A 25616-nucleotide genomic window follows, 5' to 3' on the forward strand; every position below is an offset into this window, starting at 1 on the left:
AACGCCCCCCGCAGTCTCGAAAAGGCTAATCCCCCATCGACACCGCGAACCGCATCGACGCATCCACCTCCTTGCGCGGCAGCGCCCGGATCCGTACCAGCACATTGCGGCACACGTCCAGGTTGCGGTACACCAGCGTGCGCCCGTCGCCAAACTCGAAACGCAGGTCGTAGCGGCAGCCTGCGCCGGCGATGCCGATGGTGGTCGAGTCGCCGCCGCCACGCAGGGGGTCGGCGGCAATGGCGCGGAACGTGGTGCTGCCAGGGTCAGCGACCGCCAGCGCGGTCACGCTGTCGTGCGCGCGGTTGACCAGCATGACGTAGTGCGTGCGGCTGGCGTCCTGCGCATGGGCGGTGGCCGCTGCGGCGAGCAGCGCGATGGCAAGGCAGGCGGTAGGCAATGGAGTCATGGCGGGAATCTCCGGCAGAAGGGATACCGCCTCGTGCACATCGGCAACAGCAGCGGTGCGCATATCTGGCACGCCCGCCCTGCCCCAAGCCCAGCGATCCGGGACGAATCGTCGTACCGGCGTGACCAATCGTCGCCATTGCTCGCCGCGCTTCTCAGCGCGCACCACCGCGCTTAGGATCGCCGCATCCCGTTCGAGCATCGCCCGATGAAGATCCGCCTGGGTTCCACGGAAATCGGCCTGACCCGATACCTGAGCCTGTGGACCGCCGTTGTGGTGGCGTTCGCCGTGCAGGGCTGTCTGTACGATTCCGTCAACAACGGCCACAGCTGGCAGCTCGGCGACTACCTGCGCTGGTCGATGATCCAGTGGTACACCTGGGCCGCGCTGGCGCCACTGGTGTTCCAGTTGGGCGAACGCTTCCCGATCGTCACCCCGCTGCGGCTGCGTTCGCTGGGGCGGCAGCTGCTGGCCGGCATCGGCGTCACCGCGCTGGCGATGTTCATCGGCGCAGTCGTCTCGCCAGGCGCGTTCTTCGACCAGCTCGGTCAGTTCATCGGCAAGCACTTCGCGATCGGCCTGCTGACCTACTGGGGCCTGCTGGCGATCCAACAGGCGCTGCACTACCGCAGCGAGAGCGACCGCCGCGAACTGGAAGCCAGCCGCCTGGCCACGGAACTGGCGCAATCGCGGCTGCAGGCGCTGAAGACCCAACTGCAACCGCACTTCCTGTTCAACACCCTGCACGCCATCGTGACCCTGCTCGACGACGACGTCGCCTCGGCCGAGGACATGCTGTTGCGCCTGAGCGAACTGCTGCGCGCGCTGCTGGAGGAATTCGACGGCCAGGAAATCACCCTGCGCCACGAACTCACCCTGCTCGACCTGTACCTGGGCATCCAGCGCAAGCGCTTCGGCGACCGCCTGACCACGCGCCTATATATCGATCCTGCCACCCTGGACTGCGCGGTGCCGAGCCTGCTGCTGCAACCGATCGTGGAGAACGCCATCCAGCACGGCATCGGCCGCCACGCCGGCGCCGACTGCGTGGAGATCGAGAGCCGGCGCGAAGACGGCCAGCTGCGCATCGAAGTGCGCAACCGCAACAGCACCCTGGGCGACAGCAGCGGCACCGCCGGCCACGGCATCGGCCTGTCGAACACGCGGCTGCGGCTGCAGGAACTTTACGGCACGCACGCCGAGATCCGCCTGGACATGATCTGGCCGCAAGGCGTGGCGTGCCGCATCCGCATGCCATTCCGCGAACTGGAAGACGCCGAAGGCGCGCCGGAGCACGTACCCGCATGACCATCGCCGCGCTGGTCATCGACGACGAACCGATCGCCCGCCACGCCATCGTGCGCCTGCTACGCGAGCATCCCGACATCGCCCTGCTCGGCGAATGCGGCGACGGCGCCGCCGCGGTGGCCGCGATCCGCGCGCACTCGCCGGACCTGGTGTTCCTGGACATCCAGATGCCGGAAATGACCGGCATGGACGTGGTCGCGCAGATCGGCGCCGAGCGCATGCCGGCCACCGTGTTCGTCACCGCCTACGAGCAGTACGCCGTGCGGGCCTTCGAAGCCAACGCGCTGGACTACCTGGTCAAGCCCTTCAGCCGCGAGCGCTTCGCCGCCACCCTGCAACGCGCCAAGGCGCGGCTGGGCGGCGCCGGCAACAATCCCGCCCACCTCCTGCAGGCGCTGGACGCACTGCGCCAGCGCGACGCCTACCTGCAGCGCATCGCCGTGCGCGTGGACGAACACGTGGTGTTCGTCGCCGTGGACGACATCGTCTGGATCAAGGCCAACCGCAACACCGTGCAACTCCACGTAGCCGGCGCCGTGCACGAACTGCGCGAGACCATGGCCGCCCTCGGCGCACGCCTGGACCCGCGCCACTTCGCCCGCGTGCACCGCTCGGCGATCATCAACGTGCGCCGGGTCAAGGCCATCCATCCCTGGTTCAACGGCCACCACGTGGTCACCATGGACAACGGCCAGCAGCTGCGCATGAGCCGGTATCAGCATGAGGTGTTCCTGCGGTTGGTGACCAATGGCGGTGGGGAATGAGGCGGGCGCGGCGGCCGTAAGCAGGACCACGGCCTAGCTCCGCGCCAAGCGCTCCACCGCACACCGTCCGGCACCGGCTCGCGCGGCCCAGGCACCGAATCGACAGGCGCAGCCGGCGCATTTACAGTGGGCACATCGCCTCGCCGCAGCACCGCAGTGCGACACGCCGGGCCACACAAGGAGAAGCACATGAAGCCGTGGCTCGCCGCCGCCCAGATCGCCGGCCTCTTGTTCGTCGCAGGAGCATGCAGCATGTCCGCCGCCGCAAAGAAGACCCCGATGGCCTCCGATATCCTGGCAGTGCCCGCGGACCTGCCGACCCAGCGCCTGTTCGACTGCGCCGAGACCAGCATCACCAAGTTGTCCGAGACCAGCAGCTCCTGGCCCAAGGTCACGCGCAAGGACGACGCCAAGGGCGTACTGGAATCGGGCAACTTCGAAGAAGAAAACCGCAGCGGCTTCCGCATGCGCATCGAGCGCGCGCAAGGTGCCGGCCAGGCCAAGATCACCCTGAAGGGCGCAGGCGCATACTTCGTCGACCTGGGCGTGGCGCAGGCGATGAAGGACCTCAAGGCCTCGCTGGACAGCTGCGTCGCCACCCAACCGCACTAACCCCGATCACCAAGGAAGGAGACAGACATGCCCGATTATTCGATTGAAGCACGCTCGCTCGGCGTCGCCGGCGTTGCCGGCCACGACTACTGGGTACTGCGCGACGAGCACGGCAAGGCCCTGGCCGAACTGCACGGCCTGGCCACCGACCGGCAGACCGGCGAAGCCATCCCGATCGGCACCGACGAGACCAAGCATTCGTTGCGCGCCTGGCACTACCCGCACGACGCCGGCTACGCCAGCGCCATCGGCGCCAAGGTCGACGGCACCAGCTACATCCAGGAAGGCCAGCCGTCGCGCACCGTCGCCACCGGCGACAAGGACGAGATCCTGGCGCGCTGGAACACCGCGGTCAGCGCCGTGCCCGAACTCAACGCGCAGGACCTCAATTACCCCAACTACGGCTTCAAGGTCTTCGGCGAGACCGTCAACAGCAACTCCGCCTACCGCACCTTCGGCGAACTGATGGACGTGCCGGTGAACGACTTCCCCGGCCGGGTCGAGCCGGGCATCGACAACCGCATGCTGTCGCGGGAACGCACCGAGGCACTGCGCTACCGCGAGCAACCGGCCCTGGACCGGCAGCGCGCTCCGGCGCCGGACGACGCCCCCGCGCACCAGGGTCCCCAGGACCCCGCCATGCTGCAGCAGATCCGCGGCAAGGTCGAAGGCCTCAACGGTCCCGGCCAGTTGGACCCGGCCGACAACGACCGCGTCAGCGCCAGCCTGTACGCACTGGCCAAGCAGAACAACTTCAGCAGCGTCGACCAGATCGCACTCAGTGAGAAGACCAGGGCCGCCCCGGCGGGCGAGAACATCTTCATCGTGCAGGGCGCGTCTGACGACCCGGCCAAGATGCGCGCGCACATGTCGACCGCGGAAGCGGCGCAGACCCCGGTCGAGCAGTCGTTTGACAAGGCGCAAGCGCAGCAGCCCAACCAGCAGGTGCAGGAGCGCGAGCAGCAGCAAGTGCAGAACCAGGTCCAGACACAGGAAGCGCAGCAGCGGCCGATGGTGCAGGCGCTGTAGCTTTGCTGTTTGCAGTCGCCGGCCACCCTCAGAACAGGGTGGCCGCGTGCTGCCTGCTAGCCCGAACACAGCACCTGTTTGCAAACAGGCAATCGATTACTTGGCTGGTGGTGTGGGCGGTGCAACTGCTGTCTTCTTGGCAGCCTCGACCCTGCTCCAACTCAGCACTTGGCTCGCAGGAATCAGAAAGCGCGGCTTGTGCTCATCGCTGAGCCCACCAGGCGGCGCCACATAGAAATCCGATCCCAACCGGGTCAGCACATCGACCGACGGCAGCACATACACGTTCGATCCGGGTTGCGCTCGCTCGCAGCGCGCTTCCGGCCAGGCGGCCTTGACGATCTGGCAGCCCTGCTCCGTCAATTGCAACTGCACGCTCGGCAGCATGCCGATGCCGAGCTTGCGCACGGTGACGTCCACGCTGCCGAGCAGCGCGCCGCTGTAGATCACCACGATCAACAACGCTGGCGCAAAACCTCGCAGACGTTTGGACAGTTCGACGCGATGGGTTACGTACACCCCCCAATGGGCGAAAACCAGCATCAGCGCAGAAAGCGCGAGATAGAACCAGTCCCTGCCCCGCACGGGAGGTGCCACGTAATCGACCGCAAACGCGGCAAGTGGCCAGAAGGCCAGGTACATCAGCAGCATCAACACGAACGTATTGTGCCGCTTGCGCAAAATCGGCCAAAACCGACGGACGCGATCAAAGTCCCAGGCGACGGTCAGCACCATCAAGGTGATTGCACCAACGCAGAAACCGGCGATGACGCCATAGGTCGCCACACCGCCGAAGCCCGAGCGCGCGCAGAGCAGCATGATGGTGTAGTAAGCGGCACTCACCAGTGCCGCTCCGGCGAACACCCACATACTGCCGAAGATGCGCTCCTGCCGCGGGCGCGGCGCGACCTGCGCGCGACGATAGTAGGATTTCAATCCCTTGCGTGGCGCATTGTCCTGCCTCGGCCGCAACGGGACGGGCAGCACGTGCTGATCGACCAGCATCCCGATCACCCACGCGGGCAGCGCAAGCACTGCCAAAAAACCGAGCAGCGCAATCGCACCAAACAACGCCACCGCACTCAGCACCACGCCAAGATCGCCGAGCGACAGCACATAGCCGATGCGCAGGAAGTGCGCCAGCACCATGCCGCCACCCCAACAGGGCACCAGCCATTTCAGGTCCACCCCGAACGTCTGGCGCAACATGCGCCACAGCGGCATGGCCGGCGCATTGCGTTTCCCCGGTCGCTCGCCGGCCTCACTGCCGCCAGGGGCGGCCTCCTCGCTCTGCTGCATCGTGGTTCCTTGGCGCTTGGCCGCACTGTTTCCTGGCAGGGGCCAAGCATACGCAAGGTCCGCCGCACGGAGGCAGACACTTTCCTGCGACCGCATGGCATGGCATACAGCCGGATGGGCATGCCGTATAGAGCAGCCGGGCCAAACGCACTATTGCGCCGCGCTGCTCAAAGCTTCTGCTTGACCACCTCAACAAGGATGCCGCGCACCGCATGAGCCGCGTCATAGATCGCCTCTCCAAGCGCAGGCAAGGACCGGTGATCGAAATGGGCAGCACCGCCCGCGGCGATCACATCGCCATAGACCGTGATCGTCCGCATCAGGCGGTCGAGCGCGTCCACCTGCTTCAGGGTCAGGCCGAAGGCAAAGGATGTAGCGGCCATCTCACTCCCTCCCCCGCATCGAAGCGTCCACGGTGTCGGCGCCAAGATCCTGGCCCGAGTAAAGAGACTGACGACATGCCGGCCACGACACCTCGCGTAGCACCATGTCCATCTGCTCCGCGAGCAATTCCATGCACACCGCTAGCTCGCCCGCTCGCACCTTCGGCGCGGCCTCCCGCTCTTCGTCCACGCTGCGTGGCTCTGCCAGTCTTGCGAGGAACTTGATGAACTCGCCCAGCCGCACCAACCGGAACTGGCTCTCTTCGGGCAGGAAATAGCCCGCCATTTCAAGATCGTCCGTTCTGTACTCCGACATCGTCGCCTCTCCTTCCATGAAGTGGCCGTCCGCCGCCAATGGCGGACGGGAAGTCGGGAGGCTAGAAACCGCGTATAGCCGGCGGGTTTATTCCCCTTTCGGGTGTTGTATTCACCGCCCTCCCGACGCAGAACGCCGCGTCGGCTGTACCTACAAAGTATGCAGGCACAAAAAACCCACCAGTTTGTCGGAGGTGGGTACCGCTATACGAGGAGTTTCTAGGCTCCGTGTGGTAATCATGCACCCGCTAGCGCGTTAGGTCAAGCCACCGGACGATCTCTTACACCATGGCGAGCATCGAAGTCATTTCCACATCAAACTCTTCGTACTTCTTAACTGCCGAGCGGAATTTCTCCGCTATAGATCTAACCTTAGCAGGGGACTTCACTGGGACCCAAAGGCGACTTATGTCCTGCGGATATATCTCAACCTGGCCACTCGAACCGTTTATGTATCGGTAAATTTGGCGCTGCCCCTGCTCACTGAGCAGGTAGGCTGCCGTATACCAAGCGTAGTCAGGCTCTTTGAATCTGACAATAGTAATATGACCGTCAACCACGGCTTTATGATCCCTATTATAAATGGCAACGCGTCCGATTGTGCCATCACCCGTCGAGTTGATCAAAAGATCATGCTTTTGGACACCTGCTCGACTTCCATGCTTAATGAAAAAATCTTTCGAGACTGCGCGGGCGACGCCAAAATCGACAAAGCCCCAGCGGACCGCAACAGATTTAAGGGCGCATATGTTACTGGTAGCAGCAGAACCAACTTTCTTTCCAGAGCGATCGACCATCCCCTGGTAAACCAAGGACTCCGGATCACTCTCATCGTCGATATATTCAGGTTGCCTTCCGCGATTAGGCTCACGTAAAATACGTGAAAGATCGCCAATACGGAATGCTCCACGGCTCTCCTTCGCATTCTCGCTAGCGGCTCGATACAATTCCTGGTGAAATTCTGGCTCAAAGATGTGATTCTGCGAAAGCAATGCATCGCCATCCACATTCAAATCCAACAGCGCATCCACAAACGGTCGCTTCGTTAACAACGCCATTACTTTGACCTCCAAGAAATTTCTTTCTTAAGATATTTTCCAATTATACCGAGGTCTGAAATTATCGCACCAGAACTATCCCGTATCAACCGGCCACTTTGGTCCTTGCCCGATTGCTCAGCCACTGCGTAAACAATTGGCCCATCGTTAGCCGCCTTGTGCAGATCGACAAGCTCAACTTCTCGTTTTTGCACGAAAAGCACACAAGTCTTTGTGTTCGTGAAGGGCTTAAACATATTCCCTGTAAGACTAACGACCGCCTTGATTTTTGCACGCTGAAGAATAAATCTCCGAACCCGCTCGTCGGTATAATTTTTAAATATCCCCCGGGGAAGCACGATGGCCATCCTCCCCCCAGAAGACAACGACTCTAAGCACCGCTCAAGAAAAAGGATGTCACGCGAAACTCTTGCGAGGCGCTTGCTACGCCCACTTGCTTCAGTCTTATAAGCGAGGCGATACTTCGACAACGTATCTTCTGCGGATATGTCACCTGCAAATGGTGGATTAGTCGCGATAATGTCGAACTGCCTAAACTTCCTTTTTCCTTGTCGCACGTCCTGAAACTTCGCCCGAGCCTCATCCGACCAATTTCCGTCATTTAGCCCATCCCCAACGCAGATATTCGACCGGCCGTCCCCCCATATAAGCATATAGGCCTTGGCAACCTTAGCGATCATAGGATCGTAGTCCATCCCGAACACATTGCTGGAGGCATAATCCTTCTGATTCTCTAAGATCTCGCTTTCGTCATCACGCTCTGCACGTATGGCTTTGAATACATGATCCATTGCAGATACGAGAAACCCCCCGCTGCCGCATGCTGGATCGAAAATAGTTTCACTATCCTGCGGATTAAGTACATCTATACAAAGATCAATGACATGCCTAGGGGTAAAGTATTGCCCCTTATCACCCTTCATCGTCGGATTGACCATTACCTCGAATGCAGCACCAAGCACGTCCGCATCGGACTTCAAAAGATAGGTCTTTTGAAGTGCAGATACACAAAATGCTAGCGTCTCATCACCAAGATTTATATCTTCACCTGGAGCGAACACACCCTGCCACTGAGTGCGAGCATCTGAATAAAGCTTAACAATGCGCCCTCGTGCGTCCACTGCTGATTCAAGCGCACCCACTCGAAACTTGGCTGGCGAATCATCATTCTTCAAATTACGACGCTCATCGTAGAGTTTCGCAAATATCAGCTTGAATATCTCATCAAAAACATTAACCCCCTCGTGCGCCTTAATGTGATCCTCGCATTCACGCAAAATGGCGAGAAAATCATTAACCGGCTCAAGCTGACTGCGAGTAAGAGGCCTGTCAACGGATGAGATATCCTCCTCCGCAGCAGGGATATTTCTCAGCTCTCGCCAACTAGCTTCCTCTTGGCCATCTTTGGGCTCTACACGGAGCAAATAAACATGTGGAGTTCCACCATTACTCCAGAGGCCCAGGCGGCAACCGGTGGCATTCATGTAGACCTCAAGCTGGTCCACACCGTCCTTCCGGTCAGGCTTTTTGACCTCAACAAATATTCTCGCAATACGCTTCGTGTCATCTTTATAGACGACTATATCGGCCTTCTTTTTTGCTTCTGCCGATCCAACGCGGACTGAAACCTCCACTCCAATTTGGCTAAATTTGTAACCATATTGATCACGGAGTCGGTATAGCCACCACTGCCGAACTATTTCTTCCGGCTTAGAATCCACCTTGTACGCCTTTTCACGAATCGGGCAAAACACGAAACGCTCATCCCCGACCAAGAAAATAGTAAACTTCGCGGGAGCTGCACTGGGCTTATCTTTTATTAATACAGTCTCGTAATGCATCTCTATCTCTTATTATCCTGAATTTACAATATCACGTTCAATGATAGCTTTTATTAAAGGAGACAGTGAACGCGCGCACTCCTGTCCTTTATATGTTGATAGGGCTTTCTGCTTACTCAGATTACCCAAATCTCAAGCAACAAAACTACAGGCAACAAAACTACTTGTCTGCAGAGCCATCTACTCACTCGTCCCCAGCAAGAAACCACACCGGCTTAAGCGGCATGCGGGTGCGGGCGACATCGTCAAGCTGGGCGTAGTGGGCGGTCCACAACCCCAGCAGCTTGCGCGCATCGATCAGGTTGATGCGGCGATGCGACTGCCGCGCCTCGTAGTCCGCATCCTTGGTGAAGCCGGACAGGGCCACGAACAGGCCCACGTCGCCCTCGCTGAGCACGGCCATGAAGCTGCGCAGGTCCCTCACATCGATGCGCGGGGAGTTGGCGTTGCGCTTGACCTGCACCTTGATGCGCGGCGGCCGGGTGCCGAGCGGGTCGTTGTAGGCGATGATGTCGGTGCCGCCGTCCTTGCCGGGCGGGGCGATCCAGGCGACGTGGTAGCCCATTGCCTTCAGCAGAGAGCCGACGAGTTCCTGGAAATCGTAAGGCGGCATCGCCGCGAGATATGCCTCGATCTCGGTCCAGGCCATCTCCTCGGCTTCTTCCAGGGTGATGGTGGCCGAACCCTCGCCGATCTCCTCCTCACCCTCTTCGCCCTCGACCGGGTCGGGCTGGGCGCTCTTCCATTTCTTGTATAGCTGGCCGACCGCGCGGTTGAACTGTTCCGGGTCGGGATAAGCCTGCAAGGCGGCTTCGCCCTCGGGCGTCAGCGTCCAGATGCCCTTGTCCTTGACTAGCCAACCGGCCTTCACCGGCGCCACGGTGCTGAACCGCACGATCTTCTCGAAGCGGCGTCCGCCGGTCTCGTAGTTCCCTTCCTCGTACTCGGTCAACGTGGCCTGCTTCGCCAACAGCTCCAGCGCTTCGCTGGCCCGCATTCCCTCCGGCTGTGCCTTGAGGATTTGGAACAGCATGCGAATCAGCTCGCCTTTGCGGCGCTTGGTGATGTTGGCCATCGGCTTTTCCATGTCTCCGGTGTCTAGGGTGCAGGACGCGCACTCAATGATAGCCGCCTTCACGCTGGGGCTTACCGCCAGACTCCCGGGTTTAGCCCTTACGCGCCAAGTCCAACCGGGACTGCAGCGCCGCCAACACATCCTTTGCCTCGACATAGACGCCCGATCGGCGGGCCTTGGCGCGGGACGCCAACCCACGCGCGACGAACGCTTCCTGCCCCTGACGCGGCGACATCTCGCCAAGCACGGACTGCTCGGCGAAGCCGGAGACAGCTTCGCCTTCATGCGACACCGACTCAGGCACTCCGCAAACCGCGGGATCGTGCCTGCGCCGTGGCTGGGAAGGCGACGTCATCGTGCTCGCCAGCATCGGCAGACAGCGCTACGCACTTCGATCCCACCGAAACCAGCACTCTGGCGCATCAGCCCATCCCGCGTTGCTTGGCTCCCTGCTCTTGCGTCAGAGCTTGGTCCTGCGCCTGGCTCTGTGCCAGCGAGCGCGCATCGAGCGCTTGCAGTTGGGCCAATGACTGTTCCACTGGCGTATTGACCGCCACCTCGGTCGGCATGTCGGCACGCAGATGCGCCGGATTACTAGGCTCGCCCTGCACGACGAACACCGTTGCGCCCGCCGCAGCACGCGGCGTCTGCTCGCTCAGCAGCACATGATCGATGCGCTCCAACCCGTGCTCCTTTGCCAGATGCGCGAGGCTGGCGCTCATGCGCTCGCTGTGTTCGTCGCTGGCCCTGCCCAAGCGCGCGTCCAACTGCCCGACCAGGGTGCTCGCCTGGGCGTGCAGCGGGTGCAGCGCTGCCTGCTGTGCAGGCTCGATCTCTGCCCGGGGCTGCCCGCCGTGCGGTGGCGCTGCGGGCCGACCCTCGGGACGATGGTGTTCCGGCGGCCCTCGTCCGTCCTGCTGGGCCGGTCCTGGCCTGGCGCCTTCCTGCTGGTGTTCCTGGTCGCGCTGCTGCTCTCTCACCGGACCTGGCGTCGTGCTGGTCAGCACGTATTGCCAGCGGGTCTGCGCAGGATTGCCTTGAACGGCTTGCATGAACGTGTCGTAGTCGTCCGCATGTATCGTCTGGCAACCAGCCGAATCGGTGCTGCCGCGCGATCCGCGGTGGATCTTGAACGTGTCGTTGAGGTCTTGCACGCCGTTGACGTCGGCCCGATCGAACCAGCCATCGGCGTTGCTGTCGCGCTGCACCATGCCACGCCCTGCCGCGATGGCGGCTTGGCTCGGCCTAAGCGCGTCTTCCAGTGCCCCGCCCGCTATGGGATTGGGATGTTGCGCCATCTGCATCTCGACCGTGCCGTCACGCAGGCGTCCCAGGTCGCGAATGCCGTCTGCGTTTACATCGTCGCCCTCGATCTTCCTGGGCCGCGCAATGTCCTCGAAACCCGGGGATGGATCCAACCTGCGGGTTTCTCGCCCACCGTCGGCAAACGGACGGTTGCCGGTACTGCCGGCGTGGTGATCGTACTGTGCGGTGGGCTCGGTGTTGGCCCGGTCGGATTCGACCACGTGCGGCGTGCCGTTGGCATCTTTCCACAATACGACCAGGCGGTCGTTGTAGATTCCGCCGCCACCACGCGACTCATCACGTGGCGTGGCTGGATTGTCTGCGCGCCGCTGCGCGGGATGAGCGGCATCCTGCATGGTGTCGAACGTCGAGTTTTCTTGCCGCAGGCCTAGGATGACTCTCTGCCCCGGCGTCGCCAGCGCCTGATCGGCTGCTGCATTTCCACGCGTCTGCGCGATGCTGGCATAGACGTCGTACTTTTGACCGTCGGAGAGCGTCGCAATCTCGGCATGCGCGGGGAAACGCGGCTCGCTCGTTCTGGCATTTTGCAGGCGCTGCAACACCTCTCCCGCATTGGGGCTAGGAGGCGCTGCACTATAGCCCGCAAGACTGCGCTCGGCACTGGTGCCGACATAGCGATCCAGGCTTTCCTGCACCACCTCCGGCTGCCCTTGCCGCTGCCGCTCCAGCAGTGCCAGCGCCTCAGCGGGACGATTGGCGTTGAACAGCGCAGCGACTTCGTCTGCGCGCTCCCTGATATTGAATTCTACTACCCGAGCCATCATTGCTCTCCATGCATCGACTAAGGGGTAACGAACCGATCGCCCATCTTGTCCAGTGAGCCGGAACATTCCGGCTCACCTTCAGGGACCGGACGACACGGCCAGTGCAAGCGGTCGACCTTGTCGGTCAACTCGAACCGTCGGCCTTTCCACACCAGGAAGCCGAAATGCACATAGGCCCAATCGTTGTAGTAACGGGGATCGTCGGCCAGCGGCGCATCAGGATCCAATTCGATCACCCAGCGCAGGACGGGAACCGTCCACAAGCGCGACGTATCTAGCAGCGGAATCGGTTCCGCATAGGGGTCGTAGCGGCGGATCTCTGCCTCGCTCAAGGTGGGCGCGGCAGGAAGAACCTGGTCGCTGACGTCAGCCAGCTTGCCATTTGCAGCGAAGCGGAATGCGCGCACTCCAGTGCCGCCCTGGCACTCCAGCGCATGCGCCGTGCACGCCACGCCCTGCACCAGATAGACGGTATCGCGCGGATCGGGCGCCTCGAACGAACGCACCCAGAACGTTTCGGTGGCCAACATGAAATCCGGACGTTTGCCCAAACCGGGCGAAGCAACATATGCCGCGTCGTCCAACGCCTTGAGCCGCTCCTCCTCGCTTTCGGCCAGGTCGGTTGGCGCGAGCGACAGCACGACCTTGGCCAACGGACGCGGCGCCGGCCCGAGGCACTCGTCGGCCGGTAAGAGGACGCTGCGACCAGAAGAGTTGCGTTGCGCCCGCGTCGAACACGTTGCGCCCATGGCCCGCTCCAAAACGAAACGCGTCCACGGCTGCGGCGAGGACGCCGGCACGGCCGGGTAACGGTCCTCGGCTGCAGCAGAGGCCGGCGGAGGCGGCACAGGCGCCGTTGTCGAACGCGCGCTCTCTTGGGTGCAGCCCATGGTGACCAGCAGCAGCGTCCCTGCAAAGAATCCACTGGAGCCAACGCGACGCATGTACTTCCTCCTTGTGTACGCAGCCCTGAAGCAAAACGACTGCGCTTGTGGCGAGCACGACCAATGCCCTGGCACGTGGCCCTGTCACGCTGAACGGCGCGTACCTTGGCGCACTATGGGTCGGGAAAAGACCGCATTGCAAGAGCAGTTGTAGACGAAATGCGCATCGCGCACGGACTAGCGCGGTTTGCCTAGCAGCGCCCCTGCTTGGCCTTGCCCTGTATGGCAAGCAGGCCGGCATCGGCCAGCTTGGCGGGATCCTACTGCACCGCACAGGAGCCCCGCCCGTGGCGGCGATCGGCTTACGCCCCCGACGCCATTTTGCGGCTGCCGTACAGCACGGCCAGCACGCATTGCTTCGTACGGGAGAGCAAGACACCGGCCAGACCCGATGACGGGCGATAGAGCACATGCGAGGGCTGGGCCTTGTAGTAACGGCGGTGACCTTGTTACCCAGAATGGGTTGGTCATTACCCAATTTGGGTATCAGCGCAGGCTTGCCTGGGCCAGGGAAAGGCTCCCTGGCGGCAGCCAGCCCCACTCAACCAGCAACTGCCAAGCCTCACCCCTTCCGCCCCACCAACCACGCCTTGATCTGCGGCACCCGCTGCGCACGCAGCTTCACCCGCGTGCGGATGTCGGCGATGGCCGCATCCGCATCCCGGCGCGAGGTCGCGGCGAGGTAACGCTGCGCATACGCCTGGATCTTGTCGACCATCTTCAGGTCGACGGAGCCGGCGCCCAGGCGCGGGTAGTAGCGGGCGCGCGAGGTGGTGTCGATCAGGGTGTCCACGTGGTCGCGGTGGGCCACGGCGAAATCGAAGGCCAGGTCCGGATGCTCGCCCGCGACCGCCGAGATCATGGAGGCGCTGTTGGTGGCGCCGGGTTCGTCGGTCAGCGCCATGTCCAGGGCGCGTTGCGCGAGGGTGGTGTCCTTGGCGGCGGCCAGCAGCAGGTAGTCCTGGTCGCGGATCATCGAGGACGTCTCCTTCTGCGCCATCCGATGCAGCGCGTCCCAGGTGGCGGCGTCGGCATGGCGCGCGACGATGCCCAGCACGCTGTTGCGCAGTTCCGGCGACAAGGCCTTCGGGTCGGACTGGAATGCGGCGAAGCGGTGGCGCGCTTCGGCGATCACCTGGGCGTCGCCCATGCCGCCGAGCGTGTCGATCAGGTGCGCGCGCAATTGCTTGTCCTGGGCGGCGTCGCTGGCGCGGTCGTCCCAGCCCAGGGTGGCGAACTCCGGCGCCAGCCGCGACAGCGCGTAGCGGCGCCAGGCGGCCTGGCTCTGCGGGTCGTCCTGGAACAGGTCGTCGATGCCGGCGTAGACCGTGGCGACGGTGGCCCACAGGTCCGACGCGGCGCCCACCGGCACGGTGTCGGCCAGGCCGAGCAGGTCCGCTTGCGGCTGCAGGCCGACGCTGGCCAATGCGCTGGTATCCAGCAGCACGCCGAGCTGGTCCACCACCGGCAGCGTGGCGAAGCCAGCGGTCAGCACCTTAAACTGCGCGGGCGCGTACAGCGTGCGGTAGTAGCCCTTCTGCCCGGCGTTGACCAGCACCGGCGCGGCGCAGCCGGGCAGTTGCAGCTGCGCGCTGCCGTCCACCAGTACGCGCACGTCTTTGTCGCCGCTGCGCACGGCCACCGGCACGTGCCAGTGCAGCGGTTGTTTGTCGGGGCGGTCGAGGGTGTATTCGCCCTGCTCCAGGCGCACGACGGTGGTGCCAGCGTTGCAGCTGGTGGCGACCTTGATCAGCGGCACGCCGGGCTGCAGGGTGAAGTCGTGCGCCACCTGCAGGAATTGCTTGCCGGGCGCGGCGGCGTCGATTTCCTGCCACAGGTCGCCGGTGACGGCGTTGCCGTAGGCGCGCTTGGCGATGTAGCGGCGCACGCCGTCGCGCCATGCGTCGGCGCCGACGTAGTCCTCCAGCATGCCGATCACCGCCGAGCCCTTTTCGTAGGTGATGCCGTCGAAGGCCTGGCTGGCCTGTTCGACGGTGTCCACTTTCTGCACCACCGGGTGGGTGGTGGCGTAGGCGTCGCGGCCCATGGCGGCGCGGCTGACGTAGGCCGGGCCGGTCTTGTCGATATCCCATTCCGGGTGCAGCTTGGCGGTGGTGCGGCCTTCCAGCCAGGTGGCGAAGCCTTCGTTGAGCCACAGGTCGTCCCACCAGGCCATGGTCACCAGGTCGCCGAACCATTGGTGCGCGATCTCGTGCGCGGCGGTGGTGAACACGCGCTGGCGGTCGGTCACATCCGACACCGCCGGGTCCAGCAGCAAGGAATGTTCGAAGGTGAAGATGGCGCCCCAGTTTTCCATGGCGCTGAAGAACTGGCTGCCGCCCGGCGCGGCGATGTTGTCCAGCTTGGGCAGCGGATAGCGCACGCCGAAGTAGTCGTTGTATTCGCGCAGCACGTCGCGGCCGGACTCCAGCGCGAAGCGCGCCTGCTCGGCCTTGCCCTGCTGGGCGATCACGCCGATCTCGGTGCCGTTGTCGCCCTTGAGCGCGGTGCGCTCGAAATCGCCCACGCCCAGGAACAGCAGGTAGGTGGACATCTTCGGCGTGGTCTGGAACGCGACGCGCTTGAGGCCGTTGCCGAGGTCGGCGGTGGCGGCCACGGGCATGTTGCCGACCACCATCTGCGCGGCCGGTGCGTTCACCGTCAGGTCGAAGGTGGCCTTGAAATCGGGTTCGTCCCAGGACGGCAGGAAACGGCGCGCGTCGGAGTTCTCGAACTGCGTGTACAGCGCGCGGCGCTGGCCGTGCGCGGTGGCGTAGTCCAGCGCGAACAGGCCGTTGGCCTGGGTGTTGATGACGCCGCTGTAGTCGATGGACAGCACGTAGCTGCCCGGCGCCAGCGGCTTGGCGAACACGAAGCTGGCGGTCTGCGCGTCGGCGTCGGTGGCGACCTTGGCGACCAGCGCGGCTTTTGCCTTGCCGCCGGTCAGGGTGCTGCGGCCGAAGCGCAGGTCGGCCGCCTGCAGCACGATGCGGTCGGTGGGCTGCAGCACGTCGAGCGCGATGCGGACCTTGCCGTCGAACGTCATCGTGTCGGCGTGCGGGGTGACTTCCAGCGCGTAATGGCGCGGCCTGGCGGTGCGCGGCAATTGCGTGGTGACCGCGGCGGCCGGCGCGGCGGCAATGCTGGGCGCAGGACGTTCCGGCTGGGCGAACGTGTACGGCGAGACGCTGGCCAGGGCCAGGGCGATAGCAGTCGTCAGGATCTGGCGCATGGGGGCTCTTCGAATGGGCCGGCGCAGGATACAGACGGCGTGGCGGGTTCGACGCGGCCGCGTGGAACGCAGACAGCGGGCAATCAGCTCGGGCCGCCAGGACCCCACCCTGCCGACCCGATGGCAGCGGCTAGGTCACGCCAGTTGCCTGAGTTGCGCCTCGCTGGGAAAGCCTCGCACGCGAAAGCGCGGCGGATAGAAATCGGGTTCCTGCTGCATCAGTTCGGCGACCACCGCGACGGCCTTGTCCCAGTCCGCGACCACCATGTCCGCGTCATCCGCGTCCTTCGGCATGACGAAGGCGATGCGATCGGCCTTCGGCAAGGAGGTGTCGACATCGCGGGTCCAGGTCGCCAACGAGAACTGCTTACCGCTGCCGTCGTTCTCCTCGAACACGCGGTAGGAGGCGACGAAGATGTCGGTGTGGTTCGCTTCGTGGATCTTTTCCAGCAGTTCCTTCTGCAGGGAATAGGCCGGCGCATCCATCATGCGCTGCAGATCGGCCTGGCGGCGCCGGTGCTCGGGCTGCGGCAGCGCGAACGGCACGATCCGGCGCGCGTCGTCGTAAGCGAAGGCCAGCGAGGAGATGCAGCGGCCGTTCGCGGCCGCTTCCATGCTCAGTTCCAGCATGCCCGCCATCGCGGTTTCGTCGCGGTCGCCCACGACCAGCAGGCAATCGCGGGTGGGCAGCATGAACACCGGCCGCCCCTTTACCGGGACGCGCTGCAGCACGTCGGGCAGCAACACGCGGCTGGTGTCGTAGGCATCCTGCCATGCGCCGCGGAAGATGCCTGCGGCGACCTCGACGAAGCGGTCCGGCGTGACGTCGCGCAGGTTGTCGTGGGCGATGGCCAGGGCTTGCTCGAAGGTGATGCCCCATGCGTCCTTCGGCCCAGCGAGCAGGGTCGAGGTCGAATCGGGGCGGTCGATCGCCAGCAACTCGACGCAGTCCTCGCTCAGCTCGCGCCAGACGGTGGTGAACGGTGTCTCCCAGCCATGCTCGCGGACATGCTCCAGGCGCATTTCCTCGAACATGGCGCGATGGCGCACGACGGGCATCAGCATCGGCCGCGCCTGCTCCAACGTCTCGATCTGGTTTTCTTCGCCACCCTCCTCCACGAAGGCCGCGGCATAGCTGCGCAGCACCTCGGCGCGGCGCTGGCGATCGGCGGTGGTGTAGTCGTGGTAGGCGTTGTGCAGGTTGATGATGCGCCCGCGCGGCGCGACAAGGCGGAATTCGTCAGGCCGGTACGTCAGTTCGTCGCGGCAGCCCTGCGCGCGCAAGGCATCCTCGAACAGTTTGGCGAACGCATCCGGGCTGGGCTTGCGATTGAACAGCTTGTCGAACAGTGCTGTGAGCATCAGCGGTCTTCCTTGTTAGTTGGGGCGGGTGTCCGCCTTGGTTTCATGCATCGCGTGCATAGCCCGCCTCTCGCTGTGCGCGGATCGCCAGCACGACCACCGTGTCGGTCACATCCACATAGCGATACGACGCCACGTATCCGCGCGAACCGCGACCCATCACCAGTTCGCGGCTGTCTCCATGGACCGGACGGCCGATCAACGGATTGCCTGCCAGCACGTCGAACGCGCTGACGATCTCCTCGGCTCTCTCTTCTGCATGCGCGCTCTCTTGGTCGCGCAAATACGCGGCGATCCGCTCCATATCCTCGATCACGCCGGGGCCGAGGCGAATGCGCGCCACTTCAGTCTTCCAGCTTGCGCGCCACCGGCCGCTTCGCAGGCTTTCCTGCAACCTGGGCCCTGAAGTAGGTGCGCGCCTCGTCCCACGGGATGGTCTCACCCGTCTCCAGGAACTCGGCCCAACGCTGATCGGCCTGGGCGTGGAAATCGGCGCGCCGCTCGGCCAGTTCGGCCTTCTCGGCGATGGCTTCCAGGATGAAGTTGTGCGACGTGGTGCCGGCCGCTTCCGCCGCCTTGGCGATGCGGGCCTTGAGCGCGTCCGGCAGGCGGATGGTGGTGGTGCTCATGCAGAGCTCCCGGCGATGGGTTCGAGGCAATGTAGCACATGTGTGTTACAGGCAGCAGGTAGCCGACCGAGCAGGGTTCAGCTCAGCTGACATGCCCTTTTCCAGGTAGACGCGCATGTCGCTCCACGCAATGGTCTTCCCGGACGCGACGATGCCGGCGCAGCGCCGCTCGGCCACCGCGTCGACGTCGGCGCGAGGTTGGGAGTGTCGTCTTGCGTGCGGCATCTTCGTCATGCGGCGATTTTCACTGTGGCCGCAAAAGGAGCATGGCTTGAAGGCGTTCGTGCACAATCCCTGCCCTTCCGGGCTCGGCCACCAAACCGGGTAGCGCATTCGCGAAGGCGGGATCGTCCAGCAGCGCCGCAAACGCGTTGGCGACCATGCGCCTCAGGTCTTCCGGCGCCATGGCAAGTTCTTCCACCAGTTCTGCCCGACCGTCGATGACATTGAGCACGTCCTCCAGATCGTGGCTGGAAAGAAAGTCGCCCTTACCTCGCGTGGCGAAGGCCTCGAGCTTCGTCGCCACGAACGCGACCGCCGTGACCATCCGTATGGATAAACGCTCATCCAATTCAACTGACTGAGCGGTTTCCACGGCGTAGGCGTACCAACGATTCGAGAAGCCCAGGACCTCGGAATCCACCGGCATCAGATCGAACACCACGCCAGACTCACGATGCACCCAACGGCAGACCACGCCACTTTCCATCTCGCGGGCGAAGCCTTGCGTCTGTACGCGCTCTTCGATGCGACGGAACCGGGACCAGTCCAAATCCACCACCGCATCGACGTCGTAGGTAGCGCGAACGCTCTCGGCCAATGGATCGGACAGCAACAGGCCAACGACTGCGCCACCGAGGAAGACGACCTGCTCGCGCAGTTCGCCTAGCGCATCGGCGATCGCACGTAGATGCGGCAGATTGGGATCGTCAGCTCGCATCGCCCAGGCCCAACCGTTGCTTGAGGTGCTTGGCGGCCAATGCGCGCTCGCGCGCACGGCCGATGCGCAAGGCGTCCTGAAGCGCCAACAATTCGTACAGGCCAGGATCGGCCAGCGCAGCGTGCGGCGCATTGGCGGACAACGGCGCCACGCCCGGCCCCTTTGCCGTGCCTTCTGCACTCGGCCACACCGGCGCCTCGCCGGGCGCGCTGGCGATATCCACGGACAGCGGCGGCGCGCCGAACGCCGTGGGGATCCCTCGTCGCACAGGACCCAAGGCGGCGGGGAACGCATAGCGCACGCCGTGGACTGCGAATTCATGCAGCGCCGTACGCACCGCCTCCCATTCGCCGCGCCCTTTCTCAAGCGCCAAACCGGACGCCGTGCATCGCTTCACGCTACGGTGCACTTGCGAGGCGCTCATCTGCAGCGCTTCGCCCAAGGATGCATACGTCCAGGATCGCCCTGCTTGAGCGACCTGCTTGTACAGCACCACGAGGTCCTGGGGTTTCAGCTCCACAGCGCACCCTTATTCCATATTCCGGAATATGGAATATCCACCCCAAAGCATTGCTTTGCAACTCTTAGCCAAAAAAGAAGGCCCCTTGCGGGGCCTTCCTGCGATACTGGTCCCGGCATGCGCCGGGACGCCGGATCACGCGAACGGATCCTGCAACACCATCGTGTGGTCGCGGTCTGGGCCGGTGGAGACGATCGAGATCGGGCAGCCGGCCAGTTCCTCCAGCGCGCGCAGGTAGGCGCGGGCGGCGGGCGGCAGCTCGTCCCACACGGTGATGCCGTGGGTGTTCTCGGTCCAGCCCGGGAACTCCAGGTACACCGGCGTGCACTCCTCCCAGCCCTGCGCGTCCAGCGGGGCGTATTCGGTGCGCTTGCCGCGGTATTCGTAGGCGATGCAGATCTTCAGCTTCTCCATGCCGTCGAGCACGTCGAGCTTGGTGATGCACAGGCCGGAAATACCGTTGATGGCCACGGCGCGCTTGAGCGCGACGATGTCCATCCAGCCGCAGCGGCGCGGGCGGCCGGTGGAGGCGCCGTATTCGGCGCCGCGGTCGCGGATGCCCTGGCCGACTTCGTCGTCCAGTTCGGTCGGGAACGGGCCGCCGCCGACGCGGGTGGCGTAGGCCTTGGCGATGCCCAGCACGTAGTCGATGGCATCGGCGCCGACGCCAGTGCCGGCCAGCGCGCCGCCGACGGTGGTGTTGGAGCTGGTGACGTACGGGTAGGTGCCGTGGTCGATGTCCAGCAGCGCGCCCTGCGCGCCTTCGAACAGCACGCGCTTGCCCTGCTTGCGCAGCTCGTGGAGGATGCCGGCTACGTCGGACTTCATCGGCTGCACGTATTCGCCGAAGGCCAGGGCCTCGTCGAAGGTCTTCTGGAAATCGACCGCTTCCACGCCCAGGTACTTGGTCAGCACGAAGTTGTGGTAATCCAGCGCGGTGCGCAGCAGTTCTTCCAGCTGCGGCGGGTAATGCAGGTCGGCAATGCGGATGCCGCGGCGCGCCACCTTGTCTTCGTATGCCGGGCCGATGCCGCGGCCGGTGGTGCCGATGGCCTTGCCGCCGGCGGCCTTTTCGCGGGCCTGATCCAGGGCAATGTGGTACGGCATGATCAGCGGCGCGGCCGGGGAGATCTTCAGGCGCGAACGCACTTCCACGCCCGCTTCCTCCAGCTCGCTGATTTCCTTGATCAAGGCGGCCGGGGAGATCACCACGCCGTTGCCGATCAGGCACAGCGCGTCTTCGCGCAGGATGCCGGACGGGATCAGGTGCAGCACGGTCTTCTTGCCGTTGATGACGAGGGTGTGGCCGGCGTTGTGGCCGCCCTGGAAGCGCACGACGGCGCCGATTTCCTCGGTGAGCAGATCGACGATCTTGCCTTTGCCTTCATCGCCCCACTGGGCGCCGAGCACGACAACTGACTGACCCATGGCTGGGTAACTCCTGGTTTGCTGCGCGGCCATCGGGGCCGCACGGATGTGGTGGCCATGCACGGGTCTTGCCGGCGCCGGTACGGCCGCTCCATCGGGGAGCGTCCAGGCGGCGGCAGGCCCTTACACAGAAAAAGCCGGTCGAGACGCTCGCATGGAGCGGGCCCGGCCGGCTTTTGTGCATTATCCGGGTTTTGGGTGACGCTCACCACCCCCTCGGCCGCTGCGTTCAGCAGCGCGACCGGGCTGGATGGATCGGAGCCCCGCTCAGGCGCGGACCCACCACAGGGCCAGCAGCCCCACCGCCACGGCCACGCCACCGGACGCACGCAGTTGCGCGGCCGGCATGGCCAGCATCTGCTGCACCAGCCGCTTCCACGCCTCCGGCGCGACCAGCAGCACCAGCCCCTCGAAGACGATCATCAGGCACACCGCGGCGATCAGATCGTGCATGGGGTCTCGGGCAAGGGGGATGGATTCAGCGCGTCGGCGCTGGCGCGCCTTGGAATTTGTAGGCCCCCTGTAGGAGCGGCTTCAGCCGCGACAGGATTTCCCAGGAAAGCCGTCGCGGCTGAAGCCGCTCCTACAGGGGGACTGTGGCGACCGGAACCCGCTCTTGCGAATCCCGAATCCCGAATCCCGGCCCCTCAGCGCTCGCTCTTCAGGTACTGCAGGAACGGATCGTTCTTGTCCAGCACGATCACCGCGTTGCCGTCGGCCATCGCACCGCGATAGGCCTCCAGGCTGCGGTAGAACGCGTAGAACGACGGGTCCGCGGAGCCGGCCTTGCCGTAGATGCTGGCGGCTTCGGCATCGCCTTCGCCGCGCAGCTTCTGCGCGTCGCGCTCGGCCTCGGCGACCAGCACGGTGCTCTCGCGGTCGGCCTGGGCACGGATGGTCAGCGCCTGCTCTTCGCCTTCGGCGCGCAGCTTGCTGGCTTCCTGCTTGCGTTGCGCGCGCATGCGCTCGTACACGTCGGTGATCACCTGGCTGTCGGTCGGCAGGTCGATCTGCTTGATGCGCAGGTCGGTGATCTGCATGCCCAGGGTCTTGCCGGCGGCGTTGATCGCGCTCAGCTGCTGCGCGATCAGTTCGCTGCGGTCGCCGGACACCAGCTGCTGCAAGGTGCGCGAATTGATCTGGTTGCGCAGCGAATCGATGATGATCGGCGCCAGGCGCGCGTTGGCCACCTTCTCGTCGCCGCCGGTGGCGCGGTAGAACGCGCGCACGTCGGAGATGTAGCCGATGGCGAAGAAGTCGACGCTGACGTCCTTCTGCTCGGCGGTGAAGTAGCGCGCCGGCGGCGTGTCCAGCACCTGGAAGCGGCGATCGAACACGCGCGTGGATTCCACCAGCGGCAGCTTGAAGTGCAGCCCCGGCTTGAGGTCGGCGCGGGCCACGCGGCCCAGGTTCAGCACCATCGCGGTCTGGTCTTCGCGCACCACGAACACCGAGCTCAGCAGCGCGAACAGCGCCACGACCGCAACGCCCGCCCACAGGGAAATTCTCATCGCTGCACCTCCTCACGGCCGTTCGGGCGCGGCGTGCGCTCCGGACTGCGGATACTTTCGGCCGGGCTGCTGGACAGCGACGGCATCAGGACTTCCTGCGGCAGCGTCGGCATGCCGCCGCTGGCGGACGGCGCCGGCGCGGCGCTGCCACCGCTCTTGCCGCCATCGGCCGGCATCGGCACGTAGATCAGCTGGCGGCCGTCGCCGCCGATGACCTTGCGGTTCTCCGACAGCACCTTCTGCACCGTCTCCAGCCACAGCCGCTTGCGGGTGACCTCCGGCGCGTTCTGGTACTGCTGCTGCAGCAGGGTGAAGCGCTCGGCATCGCCCTGCGCGCGCGCGATCGACGCTTCCTTGTAGCCCTCGGCGACGGTGCGGGTGCGCGCGGCCTGGCCGCGGGCTTCCGGCACCATCTTGGCGGCATAGGCCTGGGCCTCGTTGATCAGCCGTTCCTTGACCTGCTGCGCGCCGTTGACCTCGTCGAAGGCCGGCTTCACTTCTTCCGGCGGACGCGCGTCGGGCAGGGTCAGGCCGGTCACGGTCAGGCCGGTGCGGTAGGCGCTGAGCGCGGCCTGCAGGCGGTCGCGCGCGGCGGTGGCCATCGGCCCGCGGTTGTTCAGCACCACGTTGAGGTCGGCGCGGCCGACCTGTTCGCGCACCGCGCTCTGCGCGGCCTGCTCCAGCACCTGGTCGGCGTTGCGCGAGCCGAACACGTACATGCGCGGATCGTCGATGCGGTACTGCACGTTGAGCGAGACGCTGACGATGTTCTCGTCGCGGGTCAGCACCGGCACCTGGTTGCTGAAGGTCTTGATCTCGGTGGCGTTGACCTTGCGCACCGATTCGATCGGCCACGGCAGCTTGAAGCTCGGGCCCGGCTGCAGGATCCGCGAGAACTGGCCGAAGCGCAGCACCACGCCGCGCTGCTGCTCGCCGATCAGCTGGAAGCAACTGAACAACAGCAGCAGCACCGCCGCCGCCAGCACCCAGCGGCCGATGTTGGCGCCGTCGCCGCCGAACAGGTCCTTCAACGGACCGGGCAACCCGCCCCACTTGCCGCCACCATTGCCGCCACGAGGCTTCCAGGGATTGCGCCCGTTATTGTCCGAGCCATCTCCGCCCTTGCCGCCGGGTGTATTCCAGGCCATGCATGCTCCAAGAAGGTAGGTGGCGGCGCGTCGGTCCGCGCCGGTCACCGTAAGTGAGTCGCCGATTCTACAAGATGGGGCAGATCCGACGTTTCGAAAGGGCTATCTTGGTGCATTCCTTCGTGCCGACCAAGGTTTTCGCCATGTCGCTCCCCGCCAGCTTCCCCGCTTTCCGCATCCACCAGGACGAGGCCGGCTACCGCGCCGCGGTCGAGCCGGTGCGTCTGGACCAGCTCAGCCCGGGCGAAGTGGTGATCCGCGGCGCCTGGTCTTCGGTGAATTTCAAGGACGCGCTGGCCGGCACCGGCCAGGGCAAGATCCTGCGCCGTTTCCCGCTGGTGGGCGGCATCGACGTGGCCGGGCACGTGGTCGCCTCCAGCGACCCGGCCTTCAAGGAAGGCGATGCGGTGCTGGTCACCGGCTGCGGCCTGAGCGAGACCCGCGACGGCGGCTACAGCCAGTACGCGCGGCTGGAGGCCAAGTGGGTGGTGCCGCTGCCGGCCGGGCTGAGCCTGCGCGAGAGCATGGTGCTGGGCACCGCCGGCTTCACCGCGGCGCTGGCGCTGCTGCGCCTGCTCGACAACCGGCAGACCCCGGAACACGGCCCGCTGTGCGTGACCGGCGCCACCGGCGGGGTCGGCTCGCTGGCGATCGACATCTTCAGCCGTGCCGGCTTCGAGGTGCACGCGGTCAGCTGCAAGGCCGACCGCGCCGAGCACCTGAAGGCGCTGGGCGCCAGCCAGGTGCTGGGCCGCGACGCGCTGCAGAGCAAACGCCCGCTGGAGTCGGTGCGCTTCGGCGGCGGCCTGGACAACGTCGGCGGCGCGATGCTGACCAGCCTGCTGGCGCAGACGGCGCCGTACGGCAACGTCGCCAGCGCCGGGCTGGCCGCGACCCCGGAGCTGGACATGACGGTGATGCCGTTCATCCTGCGCGGCGTGTCGCTGCTGGGAATCGGTTCGGCCGGCACCGCGCGCGACCTGCGCGACCTGATCTGGCAGCACCTGGGCAGCGACTGGAAACCGCGCCACCTGGACGCGATCTGCACCCGCGAAGTGGACCTGTCCGGCCTGCCCGAGGTGTTCGCGACGATGCTCGCCGGGCAGTCGTTCGGACGCACCGTGGTGCGGCTGGATCCGGCGGCGTAGACGCCCCCGGGGGTTTGTGACGCGCACCGCTTTCCGGCTGCGCGCCGCTGCCACTACACTCGTGGCTCCAAGGGGGAAACACATGGCACGCATCCTGATCGTCGACGACTCGCCGTCGCAGTTGCTCGGCATCCAGCGCATCGTCGAAAAGCTGGGCCACGAAACGATCACCGCCACCGACGGTGCGGCCGGCGTGGAAGCGGCCAAGGCGTCGTTGCCGGACCTGGTGCTGATGGACGTGGTGATGCCCAACCTCAACGGCTTCCAGGCCACCCGCACGCTGCGCCGCGAGCCGACCACGCAGAACATCCCGGTGATCCTGGTCACCACCAAGGACCAGGACACCGACCGCATGTGGGGCATGCGCCAGGGCGCCCGCGCCTACATCACCAAGCCGTTCTCCGAGGACGAGCTGTCCGAGGTGATCGAGCGGGTGTTCAGTGGCGAGGATCCGCCGAAGGGCTGAAAAGCCGGGATTGGGGATTGGGGATTCGGGATTGGGATGCAGCCGAGGCCGCCATTAGCTCCCGCGCTGCGCTTTTTGTGGGGGGCTTCAGCCCCGACGCGTTAC

27 protein-coding genes are annotated in these 25616 nt (G+C 64.7%); 6 read left to right on the forward strand and 21 right to left on the reverse strand.

Annotation, left to right across the window (positions count from 1 at the left end; all coding sequences use genetic code 11):
- Window positions 1-25: 25 nt before the first annotated feature.
- Window positions 26-610 (reverse strand): hypothetical protein, encoded by a 585-nt coding sequence (locus tag HEP73_RS16060; RefSeq protein WP_185820741.1) that lies wholly within the window; start codon window positions 608-610, stop codon window positions 26-28.
- A gap of 6 nt (window positions 611-616) precedes the next feature.
- Here HEP73_RS16060 and HEP73_RS16065 point away from each other — a divergent pair, with 6 nt between their 5' ends.
- From HEP73_RS16065 to HEP73_RS16080, 4 genes are all read left to right on the forward strand, one after another.
- Window positions 617-1717, forward strand: a complete 1101-nt coding sequence (locus tag HEP73_RS16065; RefSeq protein WP_185820742.1) for a sensor histidine kinase — start codon at window positions 617-619, stop codon at window positions 1715-1717.
- Window positions 1714-2481 (forward strand): LytR/AlgR family response regulator transcription factor, encoded by a 768-nt coding sequence (locus tag HEP73_RS16070; protein WP_185820743.1) that lies wholly within the window; start codon window positions 1714-1716, stop codon window positions 2479-2481. The genes HEP73_RS16065 and HEP73_RS16070 overlap by 4 nt, the downstream gene beginning before the upstream one ends.
- A 252-nt stretch (window positions 2482-2733) precedes the next feature.
- Window positions 2734-3093, forward strand: a complete 360-nt coding sequence (locus HEP73_RS16075; RefSeq protein ID WP_255423530.1) for a hypothetical protein — start codon at window positions 2734-2736, stop codon at window positions 3091-3093.
- 27 nt (window positions 3094-3120) lie between these two features.
- Complete coding sequence (locus HEP73_RS16080; RefSeq protein ID WP_185820745.1) at window positions 3121-4122, forward strand: XVIPCD domain-containing protein; 1002 nt, start codon at window positions 3121-3123, stop codon at window positions 4120-4122.
- A 96-nt stretch (window positions 4123-4218) separates the two neighbouring features.
- Here HEP73_RS16080 and HEP73_RS16085 read toward each other — a convergent pair whose 3' ends face one another.
- The 20 genes from HEP73_RS16085 to hflK all read right to left on the reverse strand — a co-directional run bounded on the left by HEP73_RS16085 (window position 4219) and on the right by hflK (window position 23897).
- The gene (locus HEP73_RS16085) at window positions 4219-5421 is read right to left on the reverse strand and encodes a hypothetical protein (RefSeq protein WP_185820746.1); all 1203 of its coding nucleotides are present in this window, start codon (window positions 5419-5421) and stop codon (window positions 4219-4221) included.
- A gap of 167 nt (window positions 5422-5588) precedes the next feature.
- Window positions 5589-5804 carry a hypothetical protein gene (locus HEP73_RS16090; protein WP_185820747.1) on the reverse strand — a complete coding sequence of 72 codons (216 nt, stop codon included), beginning with the start codon at window positions 5802-5804 and terminating at the stop codon, window positions 5589-5591.
- A gap of 1 nt (window position 5805) precedes the next feature.
- Window positions 5806-6120, reverse strand: coding sequence for an XAC0095 family protein (locus HEP73_RS16095; protein ID WP_255423531.1), 315 nt, complete (start codon window positions 6118-6120; stop codon window positions 5806-5808).
- A 280-nt stretch (window positions 6121-6400) separates the two neighbouring features.
- Window positions 6401-7177, reverse strand: coding sequence for a restriction endonuclease subunit S domain-containing protein (locus HEP73_RS16100; protein WP_185820749.1), 777 nt, complete (start codon window positions 7175-7177; stop codon window positions 6401-6403).
- Window positions 7177-9018: an N-6 DNA methylase gene (locus tag HEP73_RS16105; RefSeq protein ID WP_185820750.1), complete on the reverse strand. Its 1842-nt coding sequence runs from the start codon at window positions 9016-9018 to the stop codon at window positions 7177-7179. The genes HEP73_RS16100 and HEP73_RS16105 overlap by 1 nt, the downstream gene beginning before the upstream one ends.
- Window positions 9019-9202: 184 nt before the next feature.
- Window positions 9203-10093: a restriction endonuclease gene (locus HEP73_RS16110; protein WP_185820751.1), complete on the reverse strand. Its 891-nt coding sequence runs from the start codon at window positions 10091-10093 to the stop codon at window positions 9203-9205.
- 91 nt (window positions 10094-10184) lie between these two features.
- The gene (locus tag HEP73_RS16115; RefSeq protein WP_185820752.1) at window positions 10185-10448 is read right to left on the reverse strand and encodes a hypothetical protein; all 264 of its coding nucleotides are present in this window, start codon (window positions 10446-10448) and stop codon (window positions 10185-10187) included.
- Between the two features lie 67 nt (window positions 10449-10515).
- The gene (locus HEP73_RS16120) at window positions 10516-12180 is read right to left on the reverse strand and encodes an XVIPCD domain-containing protein (protein WP_345776841.1); all 1665 of its coding nucleotides are present in this window, start codon (window positions 12178-12180) and stop codon (window positions 10516-10518) included.
- 20 nt (window positions 12181-12200) lie between these two features.
- Window positions 12201-13127, reverse strand: coding sequence for a hypothetical protein (locus HEP73_RS16125; RefSeq protein WP_255423532.1), 927 nt, complete (start codon window positions 13125-13127; stop codon window positions 12201-12203).
- 562 nt (window positions 13128-13689) lie between these two features.
- Window positions 13690-16359: a M1 family metallopeptidase gene (locus HEP73_RS16130; RefSeq protein WP_185820753.1), complete on the reverse strand. Its 2670-nt coding sequence runs from the start codon at window positions 16357-16359 to the stop codon at window positions 13690-13692.
- A gap of 135 nt (window positions 16360-16494) precedes the next feature.
- Entirely contained in the window at window positions 16495-17721 is a 1227-nt protein-coding gene (locus HEP73_RS16135) for a DUF1444 domain-containing protein (protein WP_185820754.1), read from the reverse strand.
- Between the two features lie 43 nt (window positions 17722-17764).
- The gene (locus HEP73_RS16140) at window positions 17765-18064 is read right to left on the reverse strand and encodes a type II toxin-antitoxin system RelE/ParE family toxin (protein ID WP_185820755.1); all 300 of its coding nucleotides are present in this window, start codon (window positions 18062-18064) and stop codon (window positions 17765-17767) included.
- A gap of 1 nt (window position 18065) precedes the next feature.
- Window positions 18066-18350 carry a type II toxin -antitoxin system TacA 1-like antitoxin gene (locus HEP73_RS16145; protein WP_185820756.1) on the reverse strand — a complete coding sequence of 95 codons (285 nt, stop codon included), beginning with the start codon at window positions 18348-18350 and terminating at the stop codon, window positions 18066-18068.
- Between the two features lie 45 nt (window positions 18351-18395).
- Window positions 18396-18584, reverse strand: a complete 189-nt coding sequence (locus HEP73_RS16150) for a hypothetical protein (RefSeq protein WP_255423533.1) — start codon at window positions 18582-18584, stop codon at window positions 18396-18398.
- Window positions 18585-18594: 10 nt separating this feature from the next.
- Window positions 18595-19290 (reverse strand): hypothetical protein, encoded by a 696-nt coding sequence (locus HEP73_RS16155; protein ID WP_255423534.1) that lies wholly within the window; start codon window positions 19288-19290, stop codon window positions 18595-18597.
- Window positions 19280-19810, reverse strand: coding sequence for a MarR family transcriptional regulator (locus HEP73_RS16160; RefSeq protein ID WP_185820757.1), 531 nt, complete (start codon window positions 19808-19810; stop codon window positions 19280-19282). Before HEP73_RS16160 ends, HEP73_RS16155 begins: the two co-directional genes overlap by 11 nt.
- 135 nt (window positions 19811-19945) lie before the next feature.
- Complete coding sequence (locus HEP73_RS16165) at window positions 19946-21238, reverse strand: adenylosuccinate synthase (RefSeq protein WP_185820758.1); 1293 nt, start codon at window positions 21236-21238, stop codon at window positions 19946-19948.
- A gap of 267 nt (window positions 21239-21505) precedes the next feature.
- Window positions 21506-21691 carry a DUF2065 domain-containing protein gene (locus HEP73_RS16170; RefSeq protein ID WP_185813601.1) on the reverse strand — a complete coding sequence of 62 codons (186 nt, stop codon included), beginning with the start codon at window positions 21689-21691 and terminating at the stop codon, window positions 21506-21508.
- Between the two features lie 194 nt (window positions 21692-21885).
- Entirely contained in the window at window positions 21886-22749 is an 864-nt protein-coding gene (hflC, locus tag HEP73_RS16175; RefSeq protein WP_185813602.1) for a protease modulator HflC, read from the reverse strand.
- Window positions 22746-23897 (reverse strand): FtsH protease activity modulator HflK, encoded by a 1152-nt coding sequence (gene hflK, locus HEP73_RS16180; RefSeq protein WP_185820759.1) that lies wholly within the window; start codon window positions 23895-23897, stop codon window positions 22746-22748. Before hflK ends, hflC begins: the two co-directional genes overlap by 4 nt.
- A 143-nt stretch (window positions 23898-24040) precedes the next feature.
- Between hflK and HEP73_RS16185 the strand changes: the two genes are divergently transcribed.
- Both HEP73_RS16185 and pilH read left to right on the forward strand, forming a co-directional pair.
- A complete protein-coding gene (locus HEP73_RS16185; RefSeq protein WP_185820760.1) occupies window positions 24041-25045 on the forward strand; it encodes an acrylyl-CoA reductase family protein in 1005 nt (334 codons plus the stop codon).
- 82 nt (window positions 25046-25127) lie between these two features.
- Window positions 25128-25511, forward strand: a complete 384-nt coding sequence (pilH, locus tag HEP73_RS16190) for a twitching motility response regulator PilH (RefSeq protein WP_185820761.1) — start codon at window positions 25128-25130, stop codon at window positions 25509-25511.
- The last annotated feature ends 105 nt before the right edge of the window (window positions 25512-25616 follow it).

It is taken from the genome of Xanthomonas sp. GW (assembly GCF_014236815.1).
In the GTDB taxonomy this organism is placed as follows: domain Bacteria; phylum Pseudomonadota; class Gammaproteobacteria; order Xanthomonadales; family Xanthomonadaceae; genus Xanthomonas_A.

Excerpts from the sequence above, each read along its gene's own strand:
- HEP73_RS16060 (WP_185820741.1), bottom strand. The coding sequence starts at position 610 with ATGCTCGAACGGGATGCGGCGATCCTAAGCGCGGTGGTGCGCGCTGAG.
- HEP73_RS16065 (WP_185820742.1), top strand. The coding sequence starts at position 617 with ATGAAGATCCGCCTGGGTTCCACGGAAATCGGCCTGACCCGATACCTG.
- HEP73_RS16070 (WP_185820743.1), top strand. The coding sequence starts at position 1,714 with ATGACCATCGCCGCGCTGGTCATCGACGACGAACCGATCGCCCGCCAC.
- HEP73_RS16075 (WP_255423530.1), top strand. The coding sequence starts at position 2,734 with ATGTCCGCCGCCGCAAAGAAGACCCCGATGGCCTCCGATATCCTGGCA.
- HEP73_RS16080 (WP_185820745.1), top strand. The coding sequence starts at position 3,121 with ATGCCCGATTATTCGATTGAAGCACGCTCGCTCGGCGTCGCCGGCGTT.
- HEP73_RS16085 (WP_185820746.1), bottom strand. The coding sequence starts at position 5,421 with ATGCAGCAGAGCGAGGAGGCCGCCCCTGGCGGCAGTGAGGCCGGCGAG.
- HEP73_RS16090 (WP_185820747.1), bottom strand. The coding sequence starts at position 5,804 with ATGGCCGCTACATCCTTTGCCTTCGGCCTGACCCTGAAGCAGGTGGAC.
- HEP73_RS16095 (WP_255423531.1), bottom strand. The coding sequence starts at position 6,120 with ATGTCGGAGTACAGAACGGACGATCTTGAAATGGCGGGCTATTTCCTG.
- HEP73_RS16100 (WP_185820749.1), bottom strand. The coding sequence starts at position 7,177 with ATGGCGTTGTTAACGAAGCGACCGTTTGTGGATGCGCTGTTGGATTTG.
- HEP73_RS16105 (WP_185820750.1), bottom strand. The coding sequence starts at position 9,018 with ATGCATTACGAGACTGTATTAATAAAAGATAAGCCCAGTGCAGCTCCC.
- HEP73_RS16110 (WP_185820751.1), bottom strand. The coding sequence starts at position 10,093 with ATGGCCAACATCACCAAGCGCCGCAAAGGCGAGCTGATTCGCATGCTG.
- HEP73_RS16115 (WP_185820752.1), bottom strand. The coding sequence starts at position 10,448 with ATGACGTCGCCTTCCCAGCCACGGCGCAGGCACGATCCCGCGGTTTGC.
- HEP73_RS16120 (WP_345776841.1), bottom strand. The coding sequence starts at position 12,180 with ATGGCTCGGGTAGTAGAATTCAATATCAGGGAGCGCGCAGACGAAGTC.
- HEP73_RS16125 (WP_255423532.1), bottom strand. The coding sequence starts at position 13,127 with ATGCGTCGCGTTGGCTCCAGTGGATTCTTTGCAGGGACGCTGCTGCTG.
- HEP73_RS16130 (WP_185820753.1), bottom strand. The coding sequence starts at position 16,359 with ATGCGCCAGATCCTGACGACTGCTATCGCCCTGGCCCTGGCCAGCGTC.
- HEP73_RS16135 (WP_185820754.1), bottom strand. The coding sequence starts at position 17,721 with ATGCTCACAGCACTGTTCGACAAGCTGTTCAATCGCAAGCCCAGCCCG.
- HEP73_RS16145 (WP_185820756.1), bottom strand. The coding sequence starts at position 18,350 with ATGAGCACCACCACCATCCGCCTGCCGGACGCGCTCAAGGCCCGCATC.
- HEP73_RS16150 (WP_255423533.1), bottom strand. The coding sequence starts at position 18,584 with ATGACGAAGATGCCGCACGCAAGACGACACTCCCAACCTCGCGCCGAC.
- HEP73_RS16155 (WP_255423534.1), bottom strand. The coding sequence starts at position 19,290 with ATGCGAGCTGACGATCCCAATCTGCCGCATCTACGTGCGATCGCCGAT.
- HEP73_RS16165 (WP_185820758.1), bottom strand. The coding sequence starts at position 21,238 with ATGGGTCAGTCAGTTGTCGTGCTCGGCGCCCAGTGGGGCGATGAAGGC.
- HEP73_RS16170 (WP_185813601.1), bottom strand. The coding sequence starts at position 21,691 with ATGCACGATCTGATCGCCGCGGTGTGCCTGATGATCGTCTTCGAGGGG.
- hflC (WP_185813602.1), bottom strand. The coding sequence starts at position 22,749 with ATGAGAATTTCCCTGTGGGCGGGCGTTGCGGTCGTGGCGCTGTTCGCG.
- hflK (WP_185820759.1), bottom strand. The coding sequence starts at position 23,897 with ATGGCCTGGAATACACCCGGCGGCAAGGGCGGAGATGGCTCGGACAAT.
- HEP73_RS16185 (WP_185820760.1), top strand. The coding sequence starts at position 24,041 with ATGTCGCTCCCCGCCAGCTTCCCCGCTTTCCGCATCCACCAGGACGAG.
- pilH (WP_185820761.1), top strand. The coding sequence starts at position 25,128 with ATGGCACGCATCCTGATCGTCGACGACTCGCCGTCGCAGTTGCTCGGC.